Source organism: Halomonas getboli, from assembly GCF_023094245.1.
Taxonomy (GTDB): Bacteria; Pseudomonadota; Gammaproteobacteria; order Pseudomonadales; family Halomonadaceae; genus Halomonas; species Halomonas getboli.
The window spans coordinates 94,228-116,359 of sequence record NZ_JALMEW010000006.1; the positions used below are offsets into that span (position 1 = coordinate 94,228).

Here is a 22,132-nt window from a genome sequence, read left to right on the forward strand (position 1 = left end):
GGGATTACTTCATCTGGTTGGCTTTCTCGACGGCCTCGTCGATGGTGCCGACCATGTAGAAGGCCTGCTCCGGCAGCTCGTCGTACTCGCCGTCGAGGATGCCCTGGAAGCCGCGGATGGTTTCCTTCAGCGACACGTACTTGCCGGGAGCGCCGGTGAAGACCTCGGCGACGAAGAACGGCTGCGACAGGAAGCGCTGGATCTTACGCGCCCGGGACACGGCCAGCTTGTCTTCGTCGGACAGCTCGTCCATGCCCAGGATGGCGATGATGTCCTTGAGCTCCTTGTAGCGCTGGAGCACGCCCTGCACGCCGCGAGCGGTCTTGTAGTGCTCCTCGCCGACGACCAGCGGATCCAGCTGACGAGAGGTGGAATCCAGCGGGTCGATGGCCGGGTAGATGCCCAGCTCGGCGATGGAACGCGCCAGTACCACGGTCGCGTCGAGGTGCGAGAAGGTGGTGGCCGGGGACGGGTCGGTCAGGTCGTCCGCGGGCACGTACACCGCCTGCACGGAGGTGATGGAGCCGGTCTTGGTGGAGGTGATGCGCTCCTGCAGGACGCCCATCTCCTCGGCCAGGGTCGGCTGGTAACCCACCGCGGAGGGCATGCGGCCCAGCAGTGCGGACACTTCGGTACCGGCCAGGGTGTAGCGGTAGATGTTGTCGACGAACAGCAGCACGTCGCGGCCTTCATCGCGGAACTTCTCGGCGATGGTCAGGCCGGTCAGGGCCACGCGCAGACGGTTCCCGGGCGGCTCGTTCATCTGGCCGTAGACCAGCGACACCTTGTCGAGAACGTTGGACTCCTGCATCTCGTGGTAGAAGTCGTTGCCCTCGCGGGTACGCTCACCGACACCGGCGAACACGGAGTAGCCGCTGTGCTCGGTGGCGATGTTGCGGATCAGCTCCATCATGTTGACGGTCTTGCCGACGCCGGCGCCGCCGAACAGGCCGACCTTGCCGCCCTTGGCGAACGGGCACACCAGGTCGATGACCTTGATGCCGGTTTCCAGCAGCTCGCTGGTGGCGGCCTGGTCGGCGTAGCCCGGTGCCTTGCGGTGGATCGGCATGCGCTCTGCTTCGCCGATCTCGCCCGCCTCGTCGATGGGCTCACCGAGCACGTTCATGATACGACCCAGGGTCTCCTTGCCGACCGGCACGGAGATGGCGGCCTGGGTGTTGGTGACGTCCATGCCACGCTTGAGGCCCTCTGTGGAGCCCATGGCGATGGTGCGCACCACGCCGTCGCCCAGCTGCTGCTGGACTTCGAGAACGGTCTCGGCATCCGAGACCTTCAGCGCGTCGTAGACCTTGGGAACATCGTCCCGCGGAAACTCTACGTCAATCACCGCGCCGATGATTTGTACGATACGTCCGCTCATCTTGGTTCCTCTCAAATACCTGCAAATGAAACCCGATTGCCGGAAGGGATGCGCCCTTCCTCGGCGTTATACGGCGGCGGCGCCACCGACGATCTCGGAGATTTCCTGGGTAATGGCCGCCTGACGGGCCTTGTTGTACACCAGCTCCAGGTCGTCGATCAGATTGCCGGCATTGTCGGTGGCGCTCTTCATGGCGATCATCCGCGCGGCCTGTTCGCAGGCCACGTTCTCGACCACCGCCTGATAGACCTGCGCCTCGACGAAACGCACGAGCAAGCTGTCCAGCAGCTCCTTGGCATCCGGCTCATACAGGTAGTCCCAGCTTCCGGGACGCTTGTGTTCTTCGTTCTGCTCCTCGGCACCCATATCGGCCGACAGGGGCAGCAGTTGGCGCACCACCGGCTTCTGCGTCATGGTGTTGACGAATTCGTTGTACACCACGTACAGACGATCCAGCTTGCCCTCGTCGTAGGCGTCCAGCATCACCTTCACGCTGCCGATCAGGTCATCGGCTTCCGGCGCCTCGCCCAGGCCGCTCTTGGCCGCGACCAGGCTACCGCCGTACTTGCGGAAGAAGGAGGTGGCCTTGCTGCCCAGGGCGCAGAAATCCAGCTCGGCGCCGCTGTCGCGCCAGGCCTTGGCTTCCTTGACGACGGCCTTGAACATGTTGACGTTCAGGCCACCGCACAGGCCGCGGTCACTGGACACCACGATGTAGCCGACCCGCTTGACCTCGCGCTCGAGCATCCACGGATGCTTGTACTCGGGGTTGGCATCGGCGACATGGCCGACCACCTTGCGGATCTGCTGGGCGTAGGGCTGGCTGGCCTTCATCCGGTCCTGCGCCTTGCGCATCTTCGACGCAGCGACCATCTCCATGGCACTGGTGATCTTCTGCGTGTTCTTGATGCTGCCGATCTTGGTGCGTATCTCTTTTGCAGCTGCCATAGCGATCTACTCCGTTCGTGGCCTCAGAAAGCTCCAGGGCCCGCTCCCCGGGAGGAGCGGGCCGGCCGGGGTCACCAGCTCTGAGTGGCCTTGAACTTGTCGAGACCGGCCTTGAGGCCGCTCTTGATCTCGTCGTTGTAGTCGCCGGACTCATTGATCTTGTCGAGCAGCTCGGCGTGCTCGGCCTTCATGTAGTCCTGCAGGGCACGCTCGAAGTCCAGCACCTTGCTGACCTCGACGTCTTCCAGGTAGCCCTCGTTGGCGGCGTACAGGGAGACGGCCATCTCGGCCACGGACATCGGCGCATACTGGTTCTGCTTCATCAGCTCGGTGACGCGCTGACCGTGCTCCAGCTGCTTGCGGGTGGCCTCGTCCAGATCGGAGGCGAACTGGGCGAAGGCCGCCAGCTCGCGGTACTGGGCCAGGGCCAGACGCACGCTGCCGCCGAGCTTCTTGACGATCTTGGTCTGGGCGGAGCCACCGACACGAGACACCGAGAGACCGGCGTTGATGGCCGGACGGATGCCCGAGTTGAACAGATCGGTCTCGAGGAAGATCTGACCGTCGGTGATCGAGATCACGTTGGTCGGAACGAACGCGGAGACGTCGCCACCCTGGGTCTCGATGATCGGCAGCGCGGTCAGCGAGCCGGTCTTGCCCTTGACTTCGCCGTTGGTGAACTTCTCGACGTAGTCGGCGTTCACGCGCGCGGCGCGCTCGAGCAGACGGGAGTGGAGATAGAAGACGTCACCCGGGAAGGCTTCACGGCCCGGCGGACGACGCAGCAGCAGGGAGACCTGGCGGTAGGCCACGGCCTGCTTGGACAGATCGTCATAGACGATCATGGCGTCTTCGCCGCGGTCGCGGAAGTACTCGCCCATGGTGCAGCCGGAGTAGGCGGCCAGGAACTGCATCGGAGCCGGATCGGCGGCGCCGGCGGCGACCACGATGGTGTGCTCCATGGCGCCGTGCTCTTCGAGCTTGCGCACCACGTTGGCGATGGTCGACTGCTTCTGACCGATGGCCACGTAGACACAGGTCACGCCGGTGCCTTTCTGGTTGATGATCGCGTCGATGGCGATCGCGGTCTTGCCGATCTGGCGGTCGCCGATGATCAGCTCACGCTGGCCGCGGCCGATCGGCACCATGGCGTCGATGGACTTGAAGCCGGTCTGGATCGGCTCGTCGACGGACTGACGGGTGATGACGCCCGGCGCGACCTTCTCGACCGCGTCGGTCAGCTCGGTGCCGAGCTCGCCCTTGCCGTCGATCGGGTTACCCAGGGCGTCGACCACGCGACCGCGCAGCTCGGGGCCCACCGGCACCTCGAGGATGCGACCGGTGCACTGGGCGGTCATGCCCTCTTCGAGCTGCAGGTAGTCGCCCAGCACCACGGCGCCGACGCTGTCGCGCTCGAGGTTCAGCGTCATGCCGTAGACGCCGCCGGGGAACTCGATCATCTCACCGAACATCGCGTCGGTGAGGCCGTGGATCTGCACGATACCGTCAGACACGCTGACGATGGTGCCCTGGTTGCGGGCTTCGGTCGCGACATCCAGCTTCTCGATACGCTGCTTGATGATGTCGCTGATCTCGGAAGGATTCAGTTGCTGCATGCCATGTCCCTCAGACTCAGGCGGAAAGGGCCTCGTGGAGGCGGTTGAGTCGACCACGCACCGAACCGTCGATGACGGTGTCGCCGGCACGCAGGATCACGCCTCCCAGGAGGGTGGAGTCCACCTGAGTGGTAATGGAGATTTCGCGGTTCAGACGCTTGGACAGCGCGCTCGCGAGCTTGTCCTGCTGCGCTTCGTCCAGCGGGAAGGCAGAGACGATATCGACGTCGATGCGCTTCTCCTCCTGGGCCTTGAGCAGCTCGAATTGCTCGGCGATCGCCGGCAGGGCCATCAGGCGGCCCTGCTGGCTGACCAGACGCAGGAAGTTGCGCACATCGTCGTCGACGGCATCGCCGCAGATATCGACGAGCGCGTCCACCTTCTGTGCGCCGGAAAGTCGCGGGTTGCCCAGCACTCGACGGCGCATGTCGTCGTCTTCGACGACATGCGCCACGGTGGTGAGCATGCCGGACCAGTCCTCGAGCGCCTTACGTCCGACGGCGTGTTCGAAGGCCGCCTTGGCGTAGGGGCGAGCGACGGTAGACAGTTCCGCCATGGGTCACCTCCTCCTCAAAGCTCTTCGGCAAGTTGGTCAACGAGCTTGCCGTGCTGCTTCTCGTCGATGGAGGCTTCCAGGACCCGCTCCGCGCCGGCGATGGCGAGCCGCGATACCTGGCTGCGCAGCTCATCCTTCGCGCGGTTCACTTCCTGCTCAATCTCGGACTTGGCCTGAGCAATCATGCGCTCGCCTTCCTGGCGGGCCTGCTCGCGAGCCTCGTCGATCATCTGAGTGGACCGCTTGTGGGCCTGCTCCAGGATTTCCGCCGCCTGCTCCTTGCTTTCGCGCAGCGTCTCGTTGGCCTGTTGTTCGGCCAGTTCGAGGTCGCGTGAAGCACGGCTGGCAGCATCCAGGCCATCGGCGATCTTCTTCTGACGATCCTGCAGGGCCTGCATGACCGGCGGCCATACAAACTTCATGCAGAACCAGACGAAGAACGCAAAGGCGATAGCCTGGCCGATCAGGGTAAGGTTCAGGTTCACGCCAGCACCTCTCGCGTCACATGTTTGGGGTTAAGGACTCTCGTCGGGTCGTGCGACCGCGGCGAGGGAATTAACCGACAAACGGGTTGGCGAAGGTGAAGAACAGCGCGATACCCACACCGATCATGGTCACGGCGTCCAGCAGGCCGGCGACGATGAACATCTTGACCTGCAGCATCGGAATCATTTCCGGCTGACGCGCGGCGCCTTCCAGGAACTTGCCACCCAGGATACCGAAGCCGATGGCGGTACCCAGGGCGCCCAGGCCGATCAGCAGGGACACGGCGATGGCGGTCAGACCCAGAACTTGTGCTTCCATGGTGGTTCTCTCCAGTCAGTTTTAGAGGTTGGTGGTTAAGGGTTGATGGTTAAGGGTGAAGCGTCAGTGCTTCTCCACCGCCATGCTCAGATAGACGATGGTCAGCATCATGAAGATGAAGGCCTGCAGCGTGATGACCAGGATGTGGAAGGTCGCCCAGGCGAAGTGCAGGGGCAGCTGCCACAGCCCGATCATGGCGATCAGGATGAAGATCAGTTCGCCGGCATAGAGGTTGCCGAACAGACGCAGGGCGAGCGAGATCGGCTTGGCCAGCAGGGTCACGGTCTCGAGCAGGAAGTTGACCGGGATGAACAGCGCCTGCACCAGCTTGTTGGGAGAGCTGAACGGATGCAGGGTCAGCTCACCGATGAAGCCGGAGAAGCCCTTCTCGCGAATGGTGTAGAACAGGATCAGGCCGAAGACCGACAGCGCCATGCCGAGGGTGGCATTGACGTCGGTGGTCGGAACGACCTTGAAGTAGACGTGGGCCGGGTCGGCGCCGAACATGGCAGCGATCTTCTGCGCCATCATCGGCAGGAAGTCCACCGGCACCAGGTCCATCAGGTTCATCAGGAAGACCCAGCAGAAGATGGTCAGCGACAGCGGAGCGATCAATCTGCTCTTGCCGTGGAACGTATCCTTTACGGAGTTGTCCACGAATTCGACCATCAGCTCCACGAAGTTCTGCAGGCCGCTGGGCACGCCGGTAGTGGCCTTGAGCGCCACCTTGCGGAACAGCAGCACGAACACCAGGCCGAGGGCGATGGACCACCCCAGGGTGTCGAGATGAAGCGCCCAGAAGCCCATGTCGGAGGCTTCCTGGGCCGAATGCGCGATGCTCCAGCCGTGCTCCGGGTGGTAGCCGAAGGTCAGGTTCTGCAGATGGTGCTGGATGTACGACGTCGCTGTCGGGGTGTTGCCTGCCATGATCTGCCTCGATTTCAGGTGTGTGACGGCCGCCGCAAAAGCCAGGGACCCAGCCAGTGGACGAACAGCGTCACCACGTAAGCGCCAAAGAAGAAAGCGGGGTTTGAGGGGGGCACTGCAATGAACACCAGGGTGAACAGAGCCGCCGTCAAACCGAACTTCCCGGCTTCCGCACGATAGAAGCCGTTGACGATGTTCCTGGTATGTCGAGCTCCCTGATACTGGAAGACTCGCCAGGCAAAGAAGGCATTGGGCAGGAAGGCCACCGCACCACCCAGCACCGCCGAGAGCGCGCCGCCGACGCCCGCCGCTCCGGCACCGATCAGGCCGGCCAGGCACACCGTGGCAAATTGCACCAGCAGCAATCGTCGCACGCTGGGACGCTTGATTCTGGCTGCCATGGTGTCTCCGTGCACAGTCGACGTTCGGGCCAACGCTGAGCGTCCCGCTGCCTATGACCCTCCGCGAGAATTTTTCCCAACGGCGGGTCCGGCGGGATTATAGGGAACCCCCTCGATGCCTTCAACCGATCGCGGAGCGATATCGCGCGAAATCACCCCAGCTTACGACTAAAAGTCGATAAGTTTCGATAAATCGTTTAGCATCCTAATCGGGAGCCCGATTCGCTTATTTGATGTGCCCGAGAATGCCGTCCAGCTCGTCCAGGCTGGAGTAGCGAATGGTCACCCGCCCCTTGCCGCCGCGGCCGTGCTGGATCTTGACCGGCGCGCCCAGCAGGTCGCCCAGGCGCGACTCGAGCCGCGCCACGTCGGGGCTCGCGGCCGGCGTGTCGGCCTTGGCCGGCTTCCCTTCGGCGAGCCGTTTCACCAGCGCCTCGGTGGCGCGCACCGTGAGATCCTTGTTGACCACCTCGTGGGCGGCCTGACGCTGCTTCGGGCCTGACAGCGCCAGCAGCGCCCGGGCGTGGCCCATGTCCAGGTCGCCGCGCTCGAGCAGCGTCTGCACCTCGGGATCCAGCGCCAGCAGGCGCAGCAGGTTGGCCACCTGGGCCCGGGAACGCCCCACCGCGTCGGCGGCCTGCTGCTGGGTCAGCTCGAACTCGTCGAGCAGCCGCTTGAGCGCCAGCGCCTCCTCGATGGGATTGAGGTTCTCACGCTGGATGTTCTCGATCAGCGCCAGCGCCAGGGCGACCTCATCGGTGACCTCGCGGATCACCGCCGGGATGACGTCCAGCTCGGCGAGCTGGGCCGCCCGCCAGCGCCTTTCACCGGCGATGATCTCGTAGCGCTGGTCGCCGATCGGCCGCACCACGATCGGCTGCATCACGCCCTGGGCGCGGATCGAGTCGGCCAGCTCCTCGAGGGCCTCGGGCTGGATGTCACGGCGCGGCTGATACTTGCCGCGCGACAGCTGGCCCAGCGGCAGGCGTTCGAGCCGTTCGTCCGCGCCCGCTGCCACCGGCTCCACGCCGTTGAGCTCGCCCTGCTCGGGCGCCTCCCCTGCCCCGGGCAGATCCAGGCTTTCGCGGCGACGGGCGCCCGCGCCGATCAGGGCATCCAGCCCGCGTCCCAGAGCGCGTTGCTTGCGCGTCATCGAGTTCCCCTCATCGGTAAGCGCCAAACGGTGTCGGCTACAGCGACAGGCGGCGAATCAGTTCCTTGGCCAGCACCCGGTGGGCCTGGCTGCCCCGCGAGAAGCGCGCGTACTTGGTGACCGGCAGTCCGTGGCTGGGCGCCTCGGCGACCCGCACGTTGCGCGGGATGGTGGTCTTGAGCAGCGCCTCGCCGAAATAGTCGCGCAGCTGCTTGCTGACGTCGCGGGTCAGGCTGTTGCGGCCGTCGAACATGGTCCGCAGGATGCCGTGGATCTCTAGGCCGGGGTTCACGCTGGCCTTGATCTGTTCGACGGTGTCGAGCAGCGCCGAGAGCCCTTCGAGGGCGTAGAACTCGCACTGCAGCGGAATCAGCACGCCATCGGCGGCGGTCAGGCCGTTGACGGTCAGCATGTTGAGCGACGGCGGGCAGTCGATCAGCACCGCGTCGTACTCGCCGGCGACCTCGCCCAGCGCCTTGACCAGCCCCTGCTCGCGCCCCTCCTCGCGGTCGAGCAGCTCGACCTCGGCGGCGGTCAGGTCACCGTTGCCGGGCAGCAGCGCGTAGCCGGCCTCGGGGCAGTCGAGGATCACCTCGGTGGGGCGCTTCTCGCCCAGCAGCACGTCGAGCACGCTGCCGTCGAGGGAGTGCTTGTCGACGCCGCTGCCCATGGTGGCATGGCCCTGGGGATCCAGGTCGACCAGCAGCACGCGCCGTTCCAGGGAGGCCAAACTGGCGGCCAGATTGACGGCAGTGGTGGTCTTGCCCACGCCGCCCTTCTGGTTGGTCAAGGCGATAATCTTGGTCACGGCGACATCCTTGCGTTGGGAGACAGGGTTCACGGCGGCGTCCGGCGGTCTCCCCGGGCGCGGCTCAGCGCTCGCCGGGGGCGCGTTCGAGGATCACCAGGCGGCGGTCGCCGACCGAGAAGGGCACCCTCAGCGTGTGGCGGGCCACCGCCGCGATCCCGTCCGGCAGGCCGGCGAGTTCGTCCTCCACCGCGGGCCCCTTCATGGCCAGCCACTGGCCGCCCTCCCCCGGCAGGTCACGGCTCAGGGCGAGGAAGTCCTCGAGGCTGGCGAAGGCCCGCGAGATGACCTGATCGAAGCCGCCGGCCGGCGCCTCGAAGGCCTCCACCCGAGCCTGCACGGGAGTGACGCGCTCGAGCTTGAGCTCCATCACCGCCTGACGCTGGAAGCGAACCTTCTTGCCGTTGCTGTCGAGCAGCGTGACGTCGAGCTCGGGCGCGAGAATCGCCAGTACCAGCCCCGGCAGCCCCGGGCCGGCGCCCACGTCGAGCAGGCTCGGGCCGGTCACGAAGGGCAGCACGGCGGCGCTGTCGAGCACGTGCCGGGCGACCATCTCCTCGGGATCGCGTACCGCGGTGAGGTTATAGGCGCGGTTCCACTTGTGCAACAGGCCCACCAGCGCCACCAGCCGCTCGCGGCGCTGCGCCGGCACGTCGAGGCCGAGTTCGGCCAGGCCGCGCTCCAGGCGGTCGTTCAGGATCGTATCGTTCGGGGTCATCCGTTGGCCACTCGGGTGTCGTCCAGCAGGCGTCGCTTCTTGAGGTGGATCAGCAGGATCGAGACCGCCGCCGGCGTCACGCCGGAGATGCGCCCGGCCTGGGCCAGGGTCTCGGGCCGCGCCTCGATGAGCTTCTGGCGAATCTCGTTGGACAGCCCCTCGACCTGGTCGTAGTCGAGCGATTCGGGCAGCCGGGTGGCCTCGTGGCGCTTGAGCTTGTCGATCTCGTCCTGCTGGCGATCGATGTAGCCCTGATACTTGGCCTGGATCTGCACCTGCTCGGCGACGCGCTCGTCCTCGACCGGCTCGCCGACCAGCCCGGCCACGTCGGCATAGCCGAGCTCGGGGCGCTTGAGCAGGTCCTGCAGGTTGTACTCTCGGGCCAGGGGCTGGCCGGTCTTCTCGGCCACGGCCTCGGCGGCCTCGGTGCCGGGCTGCACCCAGCTGGCCTTGAGGCGCGCGCTCTCGCTCTCGATCGCCTCGCGCTTGGCGCTGAAGTCGGCCCAGCGACGATCATCCACCAGTCCCAGGTCGCGCCCGGCCTCGGTGAGGCGCAGGTCGGCGTTGTCCTCGCGCAGCAGCAGGCGATATTCCGCCCTCGAGGTGAACATCCGGTAGGGCTCCTTGGTCCCCAGGGTGATCAGGTCATCGACCAGCACGCCGAGGTAGGCCTCGTCGCGCCGCGGCCACCAGGCCTCGAGCCCGCTGGCCCGGCGAGCCGCGTTGAGGCCGGCCAGCAGCCCCTGGGCGCCGGCTTCCTCGTAGCCCGTGGTGCCGTTGATCTGGCCGGCGAAGAACAGGTTGTGGATAAATTTCGTTTCCAGCGAATGCTTGAGGTCTCGCGGATCGAAGAAATCGTACTCGATGGCGTACCCGGGTCGCGTGATGTGGGCGTTCTCCAGGCCCTTCATCGAGCGCACGACCTGCAGCTGCACGTCGAACGGCAGCGAGGTCGAGATGCCGTTGGGATACAGCTCGTGAGTATCCAGCCCCTCCGGCTCGATGAAGATCTGGTGGCTCGCCTTGTCGGCGAAGCGATGCACCTTGTCCTCGATGGAGGGGCAGTAGCGCGGTCCCACCCCTTCGATCACGCCCGAGAACATCGGCGAGCGATCGAGGTTGGCGCGGATGATCTCGTGGCTGCGCTCGTTGGTCTGGGCGATGTGGCAGCTGATCTGGCGCGGATGCATCTCGCGGCTGCCGAGGTAGGACATCACCGGCGTCGGGGTATCGCCCGGCTGCTCCTCGAGCACCGAGAAATCGACGCTCTTGGCATCGATGCGCGGCGGGGTGCCGGTCTTCAATCGATCGACGCGGAACGGCAGTGCACGCAGGCGCTCGGCCAGGGCGTTGGACGGCGGATCCCCCGTGCGGCCGCCGCGGCTGTTGTCCAGGCCGATGTGGATAACGCCGCCGAGGAAGGTGCCGGTACACAGCACCACGGTCTCGCCCATGAAGCGCACGCCGGTCTCGGTGACCACGCCGCGCACGGTGTCGCCGTCGACGACCAGATCGCCGGCGGCCTGCTGGAAGATCGTCAGGTTGGGCTGGTTCTCCAGCATGCCGCGAATGGCGGCCTTGTAGCGCACGCGGTCGGCCTGGGCGCGGGTCGCCCGCACCGCGGGACCCTTGCGTGCGTTGAGTACCCGGAACTGGATGCCGCCCAGGTCGGTGGCCAGTCCCATGGCGCCGCCGAGCGCATCGATCTCCTTGACCAGATGGCTCTTGCCGATCCCGCCGATGGCGGGATTGCAGGACATCTGGCCCAGGGTCTCGATGTTGTGGGTCAGCAGCAGGGTCCGGCAGCCCATGCGGGCCGAGGCCAGGGCGGCTTCGGTCCCGGCATGGCCGCCGCCGATGACGATGACGTCGAAGCGGTCGGGGTACTCCAAGGTTCACCTCGATCGGCGCCGTCGCGCCGAATGTTGCGGATCAGGGGATGAAATCAGCCCGCCAGTATAAACCCTCTTGTGGGTAACCGTCAGGGTTTTCCACATCTGTCTCGTCCTTGGAGTGGTTTCATTCCCGGTCTTAAATAAAAAAACAAATAGATAAAAAGGAAGTTCTGTTGTGGTAGTAACTACTGGTGTGGACATTTCTCGTGGATAACCAGATTTATCCATTTTCCATCAGAGCCTTAGATTGTTGACGATAACCGGGACAAGAGGCGGACCGCCTGCGGAGGGCGTGTTCGGGGCCTGTGGGCAACATCGGCAGTTACCCACAGGGGACGCCGAGCACGGCTTGTCCACCGAGTTCTTCCTGGCTTGTCACCGTGGCTGTGAACAACCGAATCGATCCATCCCCAGGCCCGCTGTGGCCCGGCTGAGCGGCGAATCACGAAAAATCTTGTCCACAGGCCGGAAACGGCCAAAAAAAGGGCCCTGTCGCTGACGACAGGGCCCCGATGAGGCGGTATATCGCTGGCTGTCAGTGCTTGAGCACGCGCGACAGGAACTGCTGGGTCGGTTCCGCCTGGGGCGAATCGAAGATCGTCTCGGGCGGACCCTCCTCGGCGATCTCGCCCTTGTGAATGAAGATCACTCGGTCGGCAACCTCTCGCGCAAAGCCCATCTCGTGGGTGACGATCAGCATGGTCATGCCTTCGTTGGCGAGCTCGCGCATGGCATCCAGCACCTCGCCGATCATCTCCGGGTCCAGCGCCGAGGTGGGCTCGTCGAACAGCATCAGTCGCGGTTCCATGGCCAGCGCTCGGGCCAGGGCCACGCGCTGCTGCTGGCCGCCGGAGAGCTGGGTGGGGAACTTGGCGGCCTGGTCGGCGATGCCGACCCGGTCGAGCAGCCGTTCGGCGTTCTGGGTGGCCTCCTGGCGGCTCAGTCCGCGGACCTTCATGGGGGCCAGGACCACGTTCTCCAGCACGCTCAGATGCGGGAACAGGTTGAACTGCTGGAAGACCATGCCGACCTCGGTGCGGATCTTCTGCAGCGCCTGGGTGGCCTTGCCGTGGGGCTTGAGCGGGTTGCCGTCGACCTCCAGCTCACCCTGTTGGAACTCTTCCAGGCCGTTGATGCAGCGAATCAGGGTCGACTTGCCGGAGCCGCTGGCCCCGATGATCACCACTACCTCGCCGGGCGTGACCTCGAGATCGATGTCCTTGAGCACGTGGTGGTCGCCGAAGGACTTGTTGAGCTTGTGCAGGCGGACGATGGGCTCGCCGCCTGAGGGGGGCGTTCGTTGGTTCATGTGTGCGTGCCTTCCTTATTGTCCGACCAGGCCCTTGCGCTCCAGCAGGCGCAGCGCCGCGGAGAGCGACAGGGTGACCACCAGGTAGAGCATGGCCACCATCAGATAGACCTCCAGGGCGTTGAAGGTGGTGGCGATGTAGACCTGGCCCTGGCGCACCAGCTCGCCCACGCCGATCACCGAGAACAGCGAGGTGTCCTTGATGCTGATGATGCCCTGGTTGCCGAGCGACGGGATCATGCGGCGCAGGGCCTGGGGCCAGATGATGTAGCGGAAGGTCTGGCGCCGTGACAGGCCCAGCGACAGCCCGGCCTCGCGCTGGCCGCGCTCGATCGACTGCACGCCGCCGCGCACGATCTCGGAGATGTAGGCGCCGGAGTTGACGGCGATGGCGGCGATACCGGCGACCAGGGCATTGATGGGGCCGCCGAGCAGCTGTGGCAGGCCGTAGAAGATGAACAGCACCTGCACCAGCACCGGGGTGCCGCGGAAGACCTCGATGTAGGCCACGGCGGGCACGCGCAGCCAGCGTGACGGGCTGATACGCAGCAGGCCGAAGACGATGCCGATGACGAAGCCGATGGCCAGACCGACGAACGAGATCAGCAGGGTGTAGGGAATCCCCGTCAGCAGATGGGGGATGGAGGCGAAGGCCGCCTGCCAGTCGAATTGAAAGGTGACGTCCACGTGGGAACTCCGTCAGGATGCGCAGGAGAAAGACGAGCCGAAATGCAACGGGGTCGGGTCACATGACCCGACCCCGTTCAGGCCTGTGGCGACGGTTACTCGCCGCTGGCGCTGCCGAACCACTTGGTGTGGATCTCGTCGTAGGTGCCGTCTTCCTTCATGGAAGCCAGGGCCTCGTTGACGGGTTCGACCCAGTCGCTGCCCTTGACCAGCACGATGCCGTACTGCTGACCCTCGTAGAGCGGACCGACGACCTTGGCGCGGCCCTCGCCCTGGGTCTGGGAGAAGTAGCCGACGTTGGGCGCGTCGTAGAAGACGGCGTCGACGCTGCCGCCGAGCAGCGCCATGTACATGTCGCTGGAGCCCGGGTAGGGGGTGATGTCGGCATTATCGCCCAGGTGTTCCTGGAGATAGTCGTAGCTGGTGGAGCCGATCTTGGTACCGACGGACTTGCCTTCCAGGTCCTCGATGCTCTGGATGCTGTCGTCGTCGGCGTTGACCAGCAGGCGCAGACCGCTGTCGTAGTAGGGATCGGAGAAGTCGACGATCTCGGCGCGTTCGTCGGTGATGGTGATGCCGGCGATGGCGATGTCGACGTTACCGGTCTGGACGGCGGGGATGATGCCGTTGAAGTCCATGGTGCGCAGGTTGTAATCGAACCCGGCGCGCTTGGCGACTTCGGCGACGATGTCCATGTCGAAGCCGACCATCTGGCCGGAGTCCTGGTCCATCATCTCGAAGGGCACGAAGCTCGGGTCGGTGACGACGTCCAGAGTCTCCTTGGCCTGTGCCGAGGTCGCGAGGCCGAGAGCGAGGCAGGACGCCAGCGTGGCGACCGTGAATTGACGCTTCATATATCTCTCCACTGGAATGATTTGTTTTGGAGTACCAATCAACCATGGCGAGTTGCCGGGAGAGCGTCAAGTCTCGGCAAATGGGCCTGCAGGGGGTGGCCGTCAACGCTGGGCCTAGACCATGAAGGAGGCGCCGCAGCCGCAGGTGGTGGTGGCGTTGGGGTTCTGTATCAGGAAGCGCGCGCCGGCCAGGCCCTCCTCGTAGTCGACGGTGGAGCCGACCAGATACTGGTAGGAGAGCGGGTCGACGACCAGCGCCACGTCGCCGAACTCGATCAGGGTGTCGTCGTCGGCGATCTGCTCGGCGAGGTCGAAGCCGTACTGGAAGCCGGAGCAGCCGCCGCCGGTCACGTAGACCCGTAGCGTGAGGCCGGGCTTGCCTTCCGCCTCGCCGAGGGCCTTGAGACGGGCCTTGGCGCTGTCGGAGAGCAGCAGAGGGGTAGGAACGAAGGATGCGGCACCGCTCATGGGTGACCTCCCCGGAAATCGATGAATGTCGTGCGGACGACGATTATCCATAACCCTTAGCAAAAGGGTCAACTATTGGAGGTGGGACAGGGCTATCGCAGCTATCGCGCCCGCTCGGGGCTGATCCGGGGACAGGTCTCCGAGGGGCGCTGTGAACCCCTCCCTGGGCGCTACTTTGGCCATCCATGGCCAAAACCCCCTCTTCGACCTGTCGCCGGCGCCCCTCGCCATGCGGGCAACGATTGCCCTGGGGGAGGAGGGGTCAGGGCATCATCGCCGGGGCGTCGAGGCCGGCGAACTCGTCGAGGCCGAACATCAGGTTGAGGTTGTGCACGGCCTGGCCGGAGGCGCCCTTGACCAGGTTGTCGATCACCGAGAGCACCACCACGGTGTCGCCGCCGCCGGGGCGATGCACGGCCATGCGGCAGACGTTGGCGCCCTTGACGCTGCGCGTCTCGGGGTGGCTGCCCGCGGGCATGACGTCGACGAAGGGCTCGTCGGCGAAGCGCCGCTCGAACAGCGCCTGCAGGTCGCCCGGCTCGCCTTGCAGGCGGCCGTAGAGGGTGGCGTGGATGCCGCGGATCATCGGCGTCAGGTGCGGCACGAAGGTCAGCCCCACCGGGCCGTTGGCGGCGTCGCCGAGGCCCTGGCGGATCTCGGGCAGGTGGCGGTGGCCGGAGGCGCCGTAGGCCTTCATCGATTCGCTGGCCTCGGCCAGCAGCGACGGCACCTTGGCGCCGCGGCCGGCGCCGGTGACGCCGGACTTGCAGTCGGCGATCACGTGGTCGGCGTCGATCAGCCCGGCCTCCAGCAGCGGCAGCAGGCCGAGCTGGACGGCGGTGGGATAGCAGCCGGGCACGGCGATCAGGCGCGCTTGGCGGATGCGCTCGCGGTTGACCTCGGGCAGGCCGTAGACGGCTTCCTCGAGCAGCTCGGGGGCGCCGTGGGGCTGGCCGTACCAGGCGGCCCACTCGTCGGCGTCGCGCAGGCGGAAGTCCGCCGACAGGTCGATGACCCGAGTGCCGCGCTCGAGCAGCTCGCCGGCCAGGGCGTGGGCCACGCCGTGGGGCGTGGCGAAGAACACCGCATCGCAGGCCGCCAGGCGTGCCGGATCGGGCTCGCTGAAGCGCAGCGCGTCATAGTGGCCGCGCAGGTTGGGGTACAGCTCGCTGACCCCGAGTCCGGCCTCGCTGCGCGAGGTGATGGCCTCGACGCTGACGTCCGGGTGGCGAGCCAGCAACCTGAGCAGTTCGACGCCGGTGTAACCGGTGCCGCCGACGATTCCGACCTTGATCACGATGGGGCTCCTCGATGGTGGACGCTGGGACCTGGGTGGGGGGATATGATACACAAGAGAGAGGGCTCCCACCCAGCCTCGGAAGGGGCCGCAGCGTACAGGAAGGTTACCTTGCCGCGTCTCTCGTTACCTCGCTTCACACTCGAACGTTTTCGCCATCGTCTTGCCAGCGTGGATGCCCTGCCACAGCTCTGCGTGCTGGGATTGATATCGGGCCTGATCACCGGCGGCCTGATGGTGATCTTCCGACTCCTGCTCATCCTCGGGGCCTCCGCCTTCATGCCAGGCGACAACCCCGAGGCCTTCGAGGCGCTGCCGCCGCTGACGCGCTCGCTGCTGCCGCTGCTGGCGGTGACGCTGATCGGCATCTGGCTGTGGCGGTTGAGGCCCGCGGGCCGGCAAATCGGCATCGCCCACGTGATCGAGCGACTGACCTACCATCAGGGCCGCTTCCCGGTGCGCAACTGGTTCACCCAGTGGTGGGTGGGTCTGATCTCGGTGCTGGGCGGGCTCTCGGCGGGCCGCGAGGGCCCCGCGATTCACCTGGGCGCGGCGGCCTGCAGCGGGCTCGGCCAGCGCCTGCGCCTACCCCACAACAGCCTGCGCGTGCTGGTGGCCTGTGGCACCGCGGCGGGCATCTCGGCGTCGTTCCACACGCCGATTGCCGGGGTCATCTTCGCCATGGAGGTGGTGATGATGGAGTACACCATCACCGGCTTCATGCCGGTGATCCTGGCCTCGACCACGGCGGCCGTGGTGTCCCAGGCGGTATTCGGCTTCGAACTGCCCTTCGAGGGCACCGGCATCGCCCTGGGCTCGCTGTTGAATCTGCCCTGGATCGTGCTGAGCGCGCTGGGCATCGGCCTGCTGGCCGGGGGCTTCGTGCGGGTGGCGCGCGCCGGCGATCGCCTCAAGCGGGTGCCCTTCGCCGCTCGCTTCGCCCTGGCCGGCGGTGTGGTGGGCGTGCTGGCCTGGTGGTATCCGCAGGTGCAGGGCATGGGCTACGACACCCTGGGGCTGACCATCGGTGGCTCGCTGAGCCTCGACGTGCTGCTGGCGGTGGCCATCGGCAAGCTGCTGATCACCGCCTTCGTGGTGGCCTGCGGCATTCCAGTGAGCATCATCGGCCCGGTGCTGGTGGCCGGCGGCGCGGCCGGCGCGCTGTGCGGCCTGCTCGGGGCCCAGCTGATGCCAGAGCTCGCCGCGGGCCCGGCCCTCTACGCCATGCTGGGCATGGCGGCGATGATGGGCGCCGTGTTGCAGGCGCCGCTGGCGGCGCTGATGGCGCTGCTGGAGCTGACCCATAACCCCAACCTGATCCTGCCCGGCATGCTGGCGGTGGTGGTGGCCGGGCTGACCTCACGCCAGCTGTGCGGCTGCGACGGTTTCTTCATCAGCGTCACGCGGCACGGCCTGCATCCGCTGCAGCAGCCGCTGATGCAGGCGCTCAACCGGGTCTCGGTGCCGGCGGTAATGGAACGGCAGCTGGTACGCACGCGGCGTCGGGTGACCCTGGAGCAGGCGGAGTCGCTGCTCGAGGCCAAACCGGTGTGGATCCTGATCGAGCGCTCCAGCGACGCCAAGCCGACCCTGGCGCTGAAGGCGGCCGACCTGGTGCGCTGGCTGCTCGAGCACGACGAGACCGACAAGCTGATCGACAAGGAGGGGCGCTTCGACCTGCTGGAGATTCCCGGCCAGCGCCTCGACCTGGCGCCGATACACCTGCAGGCGACGCTCTCCGAGGCCTTCTCGCGGCTCAACACCAAGCACGCCGACGCGCTCTACGTCGAGCACGGTCATCGGCCGAAGCAGAAGCGGATTTCCGGTATCATCACCCGCGACGCCATCGAGCGTTACTATCGCTACAGCGATGCATCCCCCGGCTAGGAGTCGACATGTACCTCTGGATCAAGGCCCTGCACCTGGTGGCCGTGGTGACCTGGTTCGCCGCCCTGTTCTATCTGCCGCGCCTCTACGTCTATCACGCCATGGCCCGGGACCGCGGCGAGTCGCAGGCCATCGAGTACTTCAAGACCATGGAGCGCAAGCTGTATCGCGGCATCATGACGCCCTCGATGATCGCCGTGCTGGTGTTCGGCGGGTGGCTGTTGGCGCTGAATCCCGGCTGGCTGTCCCAGGGCTGGATGCACGCCAAGCTGACCCTGGTGGCGGCGCTGGTGGCCTATCACCATGTGTGCCTGATCTATCTCAAGCAGTTCGCCGACGACCGCTGCACCCGCAGCCACCGCTACTTCCGCATCTTCAACGAGCTGCCGGTGATCGCCCTGCTGCTGATCGTGCTGCTCGCCGTGTTGAAGCCGTTCTGATGGCGCCGAATCCCGAGACCCACCCTCACCTGCCCGCGGTGCTGGTGCTGGCCGGCCACGATCCCACCGGCGGCGCCGGGCTGGTGGCCGATAGCGAGGCGGTGGCCGCCTGCGGTGGCTGGGCGCTGACCGTGCCCACGGCGCTGACGGTGCAGAACTGTCGGGACGTGAGCGCCGTGCAACCGGTGGATGCGGCGCTGATCCGCGAGGCCGCCGCGGCGCTGGAGGACATCGAGATCGCCGCCATCAAGGTCGGCCTGCTGGCCTCAGAGGCGGCGCTCGACGCGGTGGTGGACATCATCCGGCGCCGGCCGGGCGTGCCGGTGGTGGTCGATCCGGTGCTCAGGGCCGGCGGCGGACATGAGTTGTCCACACCCGCCCTGGTCGAGGCCTTTCGCCGGCGGCTGCTGCCCCTTGTGGATATCCTGACGCCCAATCGCCGCGAGCTGGCCCGGCTGGCCGGCCCCGACTGCCGCGACGACACCGAGCGCGTCGTCGCGCTGATGCACCTGGGCTGCCAGGCGGTGCTGGTCACCGGCACCGACGATCCCGAGGCGCGTGCACCGGCGGATCGGGTGGTGCACACGCTGCACATGCCGGACGGCGATCGCCAGTGGCGCTGGCCGCGGCTGGCCGGCACCTTCCACGGCTCCGGCTGCACCCTGGCGTCGGCGCTGGCCTCCCGGCTGGCTCAGGGCGAAACGCTGGTGGCGGCCTGCGAGCAGGCCCAGGACTACACCTGGCAGGCGCTGGCCCATGGCTGGCGGCCGGGGGATGAGAACGTTGCCGATGACGCCGCCGGCCAGTGGCTGCCAAGGCGGCTGTGGCGGCTGCCGGGCGCCTGTGCCGAGCGAGGCATCTAGGCGTCGGGCTGGTCATCCACGGCCGCAGCATCGAGAATGAGGCCATGACGGCGACATCTTCGCGGGGATTGGGCGACGTTCACCGGGGAATCACCGCTCACTCAGAGATTGTCCATAGATTTATCCACAGGCCGAAGGCCGTGACCGCGCGGCTTCGGCGTGATACGACGATAAACTTTCAACAGTAAACGAGGTTGACATGACCACATCCGCCCAGCTCTTTGAACGGGCCTGCCGCCACATCCCCGGAGGCGTGAATTCACCGGTGCGTGCCTTCAAGGGCCTGGAGCGTTCGCCGGTGTTCATGGAGCGGGCGCAGGGCGCCTATCTGTTCGACGTCGAAGGCAAGCGCTATGTGGACTATGTCGGCTCCTGGGGGCCGATGATCACCGGCCACGCCGACCCGGACGTGCTCGGCGCGGTGCGCGAGCGCCTCGACAACGGCCTCTCCTTCGGCACGCCCACGGCCATCGAGACCACCATGGCCGACCTGATCTGCGAGATGATCCCCAGCATCGAGATGGTGCGCATGGTCAACTCCGGCACCGAGGCCACCATGTCGGCGATCCGCCTGGCGCGCGGCTATACCGGGCGCGACAAGATCGTGAAGTTCGAGGGCAACTATCACGGCCACTCGGACTCGCTGCTGGTCAAGGCCGGCTCCGGCGCCCTGACCCACGGCGAGCCCAGTTCGCCGGGCGTGCCGGCCTCGCTGGCCGAGCATACCGTGACCCTGCCCTACAACGATCCTGACGCGGTCGAGCAGTGCTTCGAGGAGATCGGCGACCAGGTGGCCTGCATCATCGTCGAGCCGGTGGCCGGCAACATGAACTGCATCCCGCCACAGCCCGGCTTCCTCGAGACCCTGCGTCGGGTCTGCGATCGTCACGAGAGCGTGCTGATCTTCGACGAGGTGATGACCGGCTTCCGCGTGGCCATGGGTGGCGCCCAGGCGCATTACGGCATCCAGCCCGACCTGACCTGCCTGGGCAAGATCGTCGGCGGCGGCATGCCGGTGGGCGCCTTCGGCGGTCGCCGCGGCATCATGGAGAACATCTCGCCGCTGGGTCCCGTCTATCAGGCCGGCACCCTGGCCGGCAATCCGCTGGCCATGGCGGCGGGCATCGCCCTGCTGACCAAGGTGCGCGAGCCGGGCTTCCACGATGCCCTCGCCCAGCGCGTCGAGACCCTGTGCCACGGGCTGCAGGAGCGCGCCGATGCCGCCGGCATCGACATGATCACCCAGCGCGCCGGCGGCATGTTCGGCATTTTCTTCACCGGCCAGAGCCGGGTCGACAACTTCGCCCAGGCCACCGCCTGCGATGGCGACGCCTTCCGCCGCTTCTTCGCCGCCATGCTCGAGCAGGGCGTCTACATGGCCCCTTCCGCCTTCGAGGCCGGCTTCATGTCCAGCGCCCACGCGCCCGAGGACATCCAGTCGACCCTGGATGCGGCCGAAGCGGCCTTCGCCGCCATGCACCAGGCCTGACGGCACCCGAAACGACCGCGTGAACGGAGAAGAACGATGAACCAGCGACACGCCCCCGAAAGCCCGGCCCGTGATTTCACCCTCGAGACGCTGGTCGAGAGCCTGAGTGCCTGGCATGCCGATCACGCCGTCGAAGATGACGCCGAAGGCCTGCAGGTGGCCGTGCGCCGTCGAGTGGCCGTCGAGACGCAGGCCCTGGCATCGCTGATGATGGCCGATGAGGACCGGCAACGGCTGAGCGCCCTGAGTCGCTGGCTCGAGGAGAACCTTGCCCGCCTGGCATCGGTGCTGGAGGAGCGGGAAACGCAGCGGCTGCCGCGCAGCTGGGCCTGCGACCATCGTGGCGGGCGTCTGCTCGATGACGGGCGGGTGGTGATGGTCAACGCCATCGACCGCGACCTGCTGGGGCACGGCGCCGAGATCGTTCAGGATCCGGTGGCGGACCTCGCCTCCCTGCTGGTGGGCCTCGAGGTGCGCGACGAGGCCCGCCTGGCCAACCAGGCGCTGGATGCCTATCTGCGACATAGCGGAGACTACCGTGCGGCCCGCCTGCTGTCGCTGTTCCGGGTGCTGGAGTGCCTGGCCGGTGCTCGCCGGGCCCTGCGTCGCCTCGAGGCGGCCGAGGGCGACGATGAACGTCCGGCGCTGCGAGCGGAAACCATGGGCGCCTGCCGGCGCTATCTGGAGCTGGCGGAGCGTCACGCCGAGTTCCGCTTTCCGCCGCTGGTGATCGGCGTGGGCGTCTCGGGCAGCGGCAAGAGCCGCTTCACCCGCAGTCTGGTGGCCCGGTTGGGCGCCGTGCGCGTCAGCTCCTACGCCGAGCGTCGCCGCCTGCATGGACTTTCTCCACAGGGTGAGCCGGGCGAGGAGGCTGTGGATATCTTCAGTGTCGATGCCACCGAACGCACCTATCAGCGGCTGGCCCGGTGTGCCGGCAGCCTGCTCGATGCCGGCCTGCCGGCCTGCATCGACGCGACCTGCCTGGCGCAGGCGCAGCGTGACTGGCTGCGACATCAGGCCGAGAGCCGCGGGCTGCCGGTGCTGCTGGTCAGCTTCGAGGCGGACCAGGCGACCCTGACGCGGCGGATCACCAAGCGAGCCGGACGGTATGGCGCGACTGCCGAGGACGGCCTGACGGTGCTGTCGCATCAGCAGGAGCGCTTCGAGTCCTTCTCCGACGAGGAGCGCTACCACCTCGTGCGTCTGGATACCACCGCGGACAACGCCGGCGAGACCCTGGCCGGCATGATCCAGGAGCATATGCACTGGAGCTGAGAGACGTGCCGAGGCCGGCCCACGTGCCGGCCTGATCCCCCTGCCCTTCCCGACCGAGTGTCACGCCAGCTTGTCAGGCTGTGACAAGTCCGTAGATGTCCATCCCTTCTTCAAGTCGATGAAACCGAAGTGCTTTTCTTGAGACGTGACAACAGTGTCAAGACTGCAACAGCTTTGTTCTTCTATTGTTTCACCATGTTAACCTTCTGTTTTAAAAGTTTTTAATCCCGCCTTCCCGTGGAGATTCCACGGTATCTGTTTCATCCGCCTGACACTCCTTTCACGATATCGGCCGCTGCGCCTCTCCGACCGCCTGCTTTCCCGCGCTGCGCTCGAAAGCTTTGCTCAAGGCGTCA

22 protein-coding genes are annotated in these 22,132 nt (G+C 66.4%); 5 read left to right on the plus strand and 17 right to left on the minus strand.

Annotation, left to right across the window (positions count from 1 at the left end; all coding sequences use genetic code 11):
- Positions 1-4 precede the first annotated feature (4 nt).
- From atpD to argC, 17 genes are all read right to left on the minus strand, one after another.
- The gene (gene atpD / locus MYL53_RS13425) at positions 5-1,381 is read right to left on the minus strand and encodes a F0F1 ATP synthase subunit beta (protein ID WP_247854455.1); all 1,377 of its coding nucleotides are present in this window, start codon (positions 1,379-1,381) and stop codon (positions 5-7) included.
- Positions 1,382-1,447: 66 nt separating this feature from the next.
- The gene (atpG, locus tag MYL53_RS13430; RefSeq protein ID WP_247854456.1) at positions 1,448-2,329 is read right to left on the minus strand and encodes a F0F1 ATP synthase subunit gamma; all 882 of its coding nucleotides are present in this window, start codon (positions 2,327-2,329) and stop codon (positions 1,448-1,450) included.
- Positions 2,330-2,400: 71 nt separating this feature from the next.
- Positions 2,401-3,945, minus strand: a complete 1,545-nt coding sequence (gene atpA, locus MYL53_RS13435) for a F0F1 ATP synthase subunit alpha (RefSeq protein WP_247854457.1) — start codon at positions 3,943-3,945, stop codon at positions 2,401-2,403.
- A 16-nt stretch (positions 3,946-3,961) separates the two neighbouring features.
- Positions 3,962-4,501, minus strand: a complete 540-nt coding sequence (locus MYL53_RS13440; RefSeq protein WP_247854458.1) for a F0F1 ATP synthase subunit delta — start codon at positions 4,499-4,501, stop codon at positions 3,962-3,964.
- 14 nt (positions 4,502-4,515) lie between these two features.
- Positions 4,516-4,986, minus strand: coding sequence for a F0F1 ATP synthase subunit B (locus MYL53_RS13445; RefSeq protein WP_247854459.1), 471 nt, complete (start codon positions 4,984-4,986; stop codon positions 4,516-4,518).
- 70 nt (positions 4,987-5,056) lie between these two features.
- On the minus strand, positions 5,057-5,305 hold the full coding sequence (atpE, locus tag MYL53_RS13450) for a F0F1 ATP synthase subunit C (protein ID WP_071943354.1): 249 nt from the start codon (positions 5,303-5,305) through the stop codon (positions 5,057-5,059).
- A 63-nt stretch (positions 5,306-5,368) separates the two neighbouring features.
- Entirely contained in the window at positions 5,369-6,232 is an 864-nt protein-coding gene (gene atpB / locus MYL53_RS13455) for a F0F1 ATP synthase subunit A (RefSeq protein WP_247854460.1), read from the minus strand.
- Between the two features lie 14 nt (positions 6,233-6,246).
- Positions 6,247-6,633: an ATP synthase subunit I gene (locus MYL53_RS13460; protein WP_247854461.1), complete on the minus strand. Its 387-nt coding sequence runs from the start codon at positions 6,631-6,633 to the stop codon at positions 6,247-6,249.
- A gap of 226 nt (positions 6,634-6,859) precedes the next feature.
- The gene (locus MYL53_RS13465; protein ID WP_247854462.1) at positions 6,860-7,786 is read right to left on the minus strand and encodes a ParB/RepB/Spo0J family partition protein; all 927 of its coding nucleotides are present in this window, start codon (positions 7,784-7,786) and stop codon (positions 6,860-6,862) included.
- A gap of 37 nt (positions 7,787-7,823) precedes the next feature.
- Complete coding sequence (locus MYL53_RS13470) at positions 7,824-8,594, minus strand: ParA family protein (RefSeq protein WP_247854463.1); 771 nt, start codon at positions 8,592-8,594, stop codon at positions 7,824-7,826.
- Positions 8,595-8,658: 64 nt separating this feature from the next.
- A complete protein-coding gene (gene rsmG / locus MYL53_RS13475) occupies positions 8,659-9,312 on the minus strand; it encodes a 16S rRNA (guanine(527)-N(7))-methyltransferase RsmG (protein WP_247854464.1) in 654 nt (217 codons plus the stop codon).
- A complete protein-coding gene (gene mnmG / locus MYL53_RS13480; protein WP_247854465.1) occupies positions 9,309-11,204 on the minus strand; it encodes a tRNA uridine-5-carboxymethylaminomethyl(34) synthesis enzyme MnmG in 1,896 nt (631 codons plus the stop codon). The genes rsmG and mnmG overlap by 4 nt, the downstream gene beginning before the upstream one ends.
- 538 nt (positions 11,205-11,742) lie before the next feature.
- Positions 11,743-12,516, minus strand: coding sequence for an amino acid ABC transporter ATP-binding protein (locus MYL53_RS13485; RefSeq protein WP_282103565.1), 774 nt, complete (start codon positions 12,514-12,516; stop codon positions 11,743-11,745).
- Between the two features lie 15 nt (positions 12,517-12,531).
- Complete coding sequence (locus tag MYL53_RS13490) at positions 12,532-13,203, minus strand: amino acid ABC transporter permease (protein ID WP_247854466.1); 672 nt, start codon at positions 13,201-13,203, stop codon at positions 12,532-12,534.
- A gap of 95 nt (positions 13,204-13,298) precedes the next feature.
- A complete protein-coding gene (locus tag MYL53_RS13495; RefSeq protein WP_247854467.1) occupies positions 13,299-14,057 on the minus strand; it encodes a transporter substrate-binding domain-containing protein in 759 nt (252 codons plus the stop codon).
- A 114-nt stretch (positions 14,058-14,171) separates the two neighbouring features.
- Positions 14,172-14,525 (minus strand): iron-sulfur cluster insertion protein ErpA, encoded by a 354-nt coding sequence (gene erpA, locus MYL53_RS13500; protein WP_247854468.1) that lies wholly within the window; start codon positions 14,523-14,525, stop codon positions 14,172-14,174.
- Between the two features lie 262 nt (positions 14,526-14,787).
- Positions 14,788-15,822 (minus strand): N-acetyl-gamma-glutamyl-phosphate reductase, encoded by a 1,035-nt coding sequence (argC, locus tag MYL53_RS13505; RefSeq protein WP_247854469.1) that lies wholly within the window; start codon positions 15,820-15,822, stop codon positions 14,788-14,790.
- Between the two features lie 111 nt (positions 15,823-15,933).
- Here argC and MYL53_RS13510 point away from each other — a divergent pair, with 111 nt between their 5' ends.
- From MYL53_RS13510 to MYL53_RS13530, 5 genes are all read left to right on the plus strand, one after another.
- On the plus strand, positions 15,934-17,709 hold the full coding sequence (locus MYL53_RS13510; RefSeq protein WP_247854470.1) for a chloride channel protein: 1,776 nt from the start codon (positions 15,934-15,936) through the stop codon (positions 17,707-17,709).
- Positions 17,710-17,717: 8 nt separating this feature from the next.
- A complete protein-coding gene (gene hemJ / locus MYL53_RS13515; protein ID WP_247854471.1) occupies positions 17,718-18,149 on the plus strand; it encodes a protoporphyrinogen oxidase HemJ in 432 nt (143 codons plus the stop codon).
- Entirely contained in the window at positions 18,149-19,012 is an 864-nt protein-coding gene (gene thiD / locus MYL53_RS13520; RefSeq protein WP_247854472.1) for a bifunctional hydroxymethylpyrimidine kinase/phosphomethylpyrimidine kinase, read from the plus strand. Before hemJ ends, thiD begins: the two co-directional genes overlap by 1 nt.
- Positions 19,013-19,211: 199 nt before the next feature.
- Entirely contained in the window at positions 19,212-20,501 is a 1,290-nt protein-coding gene (hemL, locus tag MYL53_RS13525) for a glutamate-1-semialdehyde 2,1-aminomutase (RefSeq protein WP_247854473.1), read from the plus strand.
- A 36-nt stretch (positions 20,502-20,537) separates the two neighbouring features.
- Positions 20,538-21,776, plus strand: coding sequence for a P-loop nucleotide/nucleoside kinase family protein (locus tag MYL53_RS13530; RefSeq protein ID WP_247854474.1), 1,239 nt, complete (start codon positions 20,538-20,540; stop codon positions 21,774-21,776).
- Positions 21,777-22,132 lie beyond the last annotated feature (356 nt).

Coding starts and splice junctions, on each gene's coding strand:
- thiD (WP_247854472.1), top strand. CDS start 18,149: ATGGCGCCGAATCCCGAGACCCACCCTCACCTGCCCGCGGTGCTGGTG.
- atpG (WP_247854456.1), bottom strand. CDS start 2,329: ATGGCAGCTGCAAAAGAGATACGCACCAAGATCGGCAGCATCAAGAAC.
- MYL53_RS13485 (WP_282103565.1), bottom strand. CDS start 12,516: ATGAACCAACGAACGCCCCCCTCAGGCGGCGAGCCCATCGTCCGCCTG.
- MYL53_RS13530 (WP_247854474.1), top strand. CDS start 20,538: ATGAACCAGCGACACGCCCCCGAAAGCCCGGCCCGTGATTTCACCCTC.
- hemJ (WP_247854471.1), top strand. CDS start 17,718: ATGTACCTCTGGATCAAGGCCCTGCACCTGGTGGCCGTGGTGACCTGG.
- rsmG (WP_247854464.1), bottom strand. CDS start 9,312: ATGACCCCGAACGATACGATCCTGAACGACCGCCTGGAGCGCGGCCTG.
- MYL53_RS13465 (WP_247854462.1), bottom strand. CDS start 7,786: ATGACGCGCAAGCAACGCGCTCTGGGACGCGGGCTGGATGCCCTGATC.
- atpA (WP_247854457.1), bottom strand. CDS start 3,945: ATGCAGCAACTGAATCCTTCCGAGATCAGCGACATCATCAAGCAGCGT.
- MYL53_RS13495 (WP_247854467.1), bottom strand. CDS start 14,057: ATGAAGCGTCAATTCACGGTCGCCACGCTGGCGTCCTGCCTCGCTCTC.
- hemL (WP_247854473.1), top strand. CDS start 19,212: ATGACCACATCCGCCCAGCTCTTTGAACGGGCCTGCCGCCACATCCCC.
- erpA (WP_247854468.1), bottom strand. CDS start 14,525: ATGAGCGGTGCCGCATCCTTCGTTCCTACCCCTCTGCTGCTCTCCGAC.
- MYL53_RS13440 (WP_247854458.1), bottom strand. CDS start 4,501: ATGGCGGAACTGTCTACCGTCGCTCGCCCCTACGCCAAGGCGGCCTTC.
- atpE (WP_071943354.1), bottom strand. CDS start 5,305: ATGGAAGCACAAGTTCTGGGTCTGACCGCCATCGCCGTGTCCCTGCTG.
- atpB (WP_247854460.1), bottom strand. CDS start 6,232: ATGGCAGGCAACACCCCGACAGCGACGTCGTACATCCAGCACCATCTG.
- atpD (WP_247854455.1), bottom strand. CDS start 1,381: ATGAGCGGACGTATCGTACAAATCATCGGCGCGGTGATTGACGTAGAG.
- MYL53_RS13460 (WP_247854461.1), bottom strand. CDS start 6,633: ATGGCAGCCAGAATCAAGCGTCCCAGCGTGCGACGATTGCTGCTGGTG.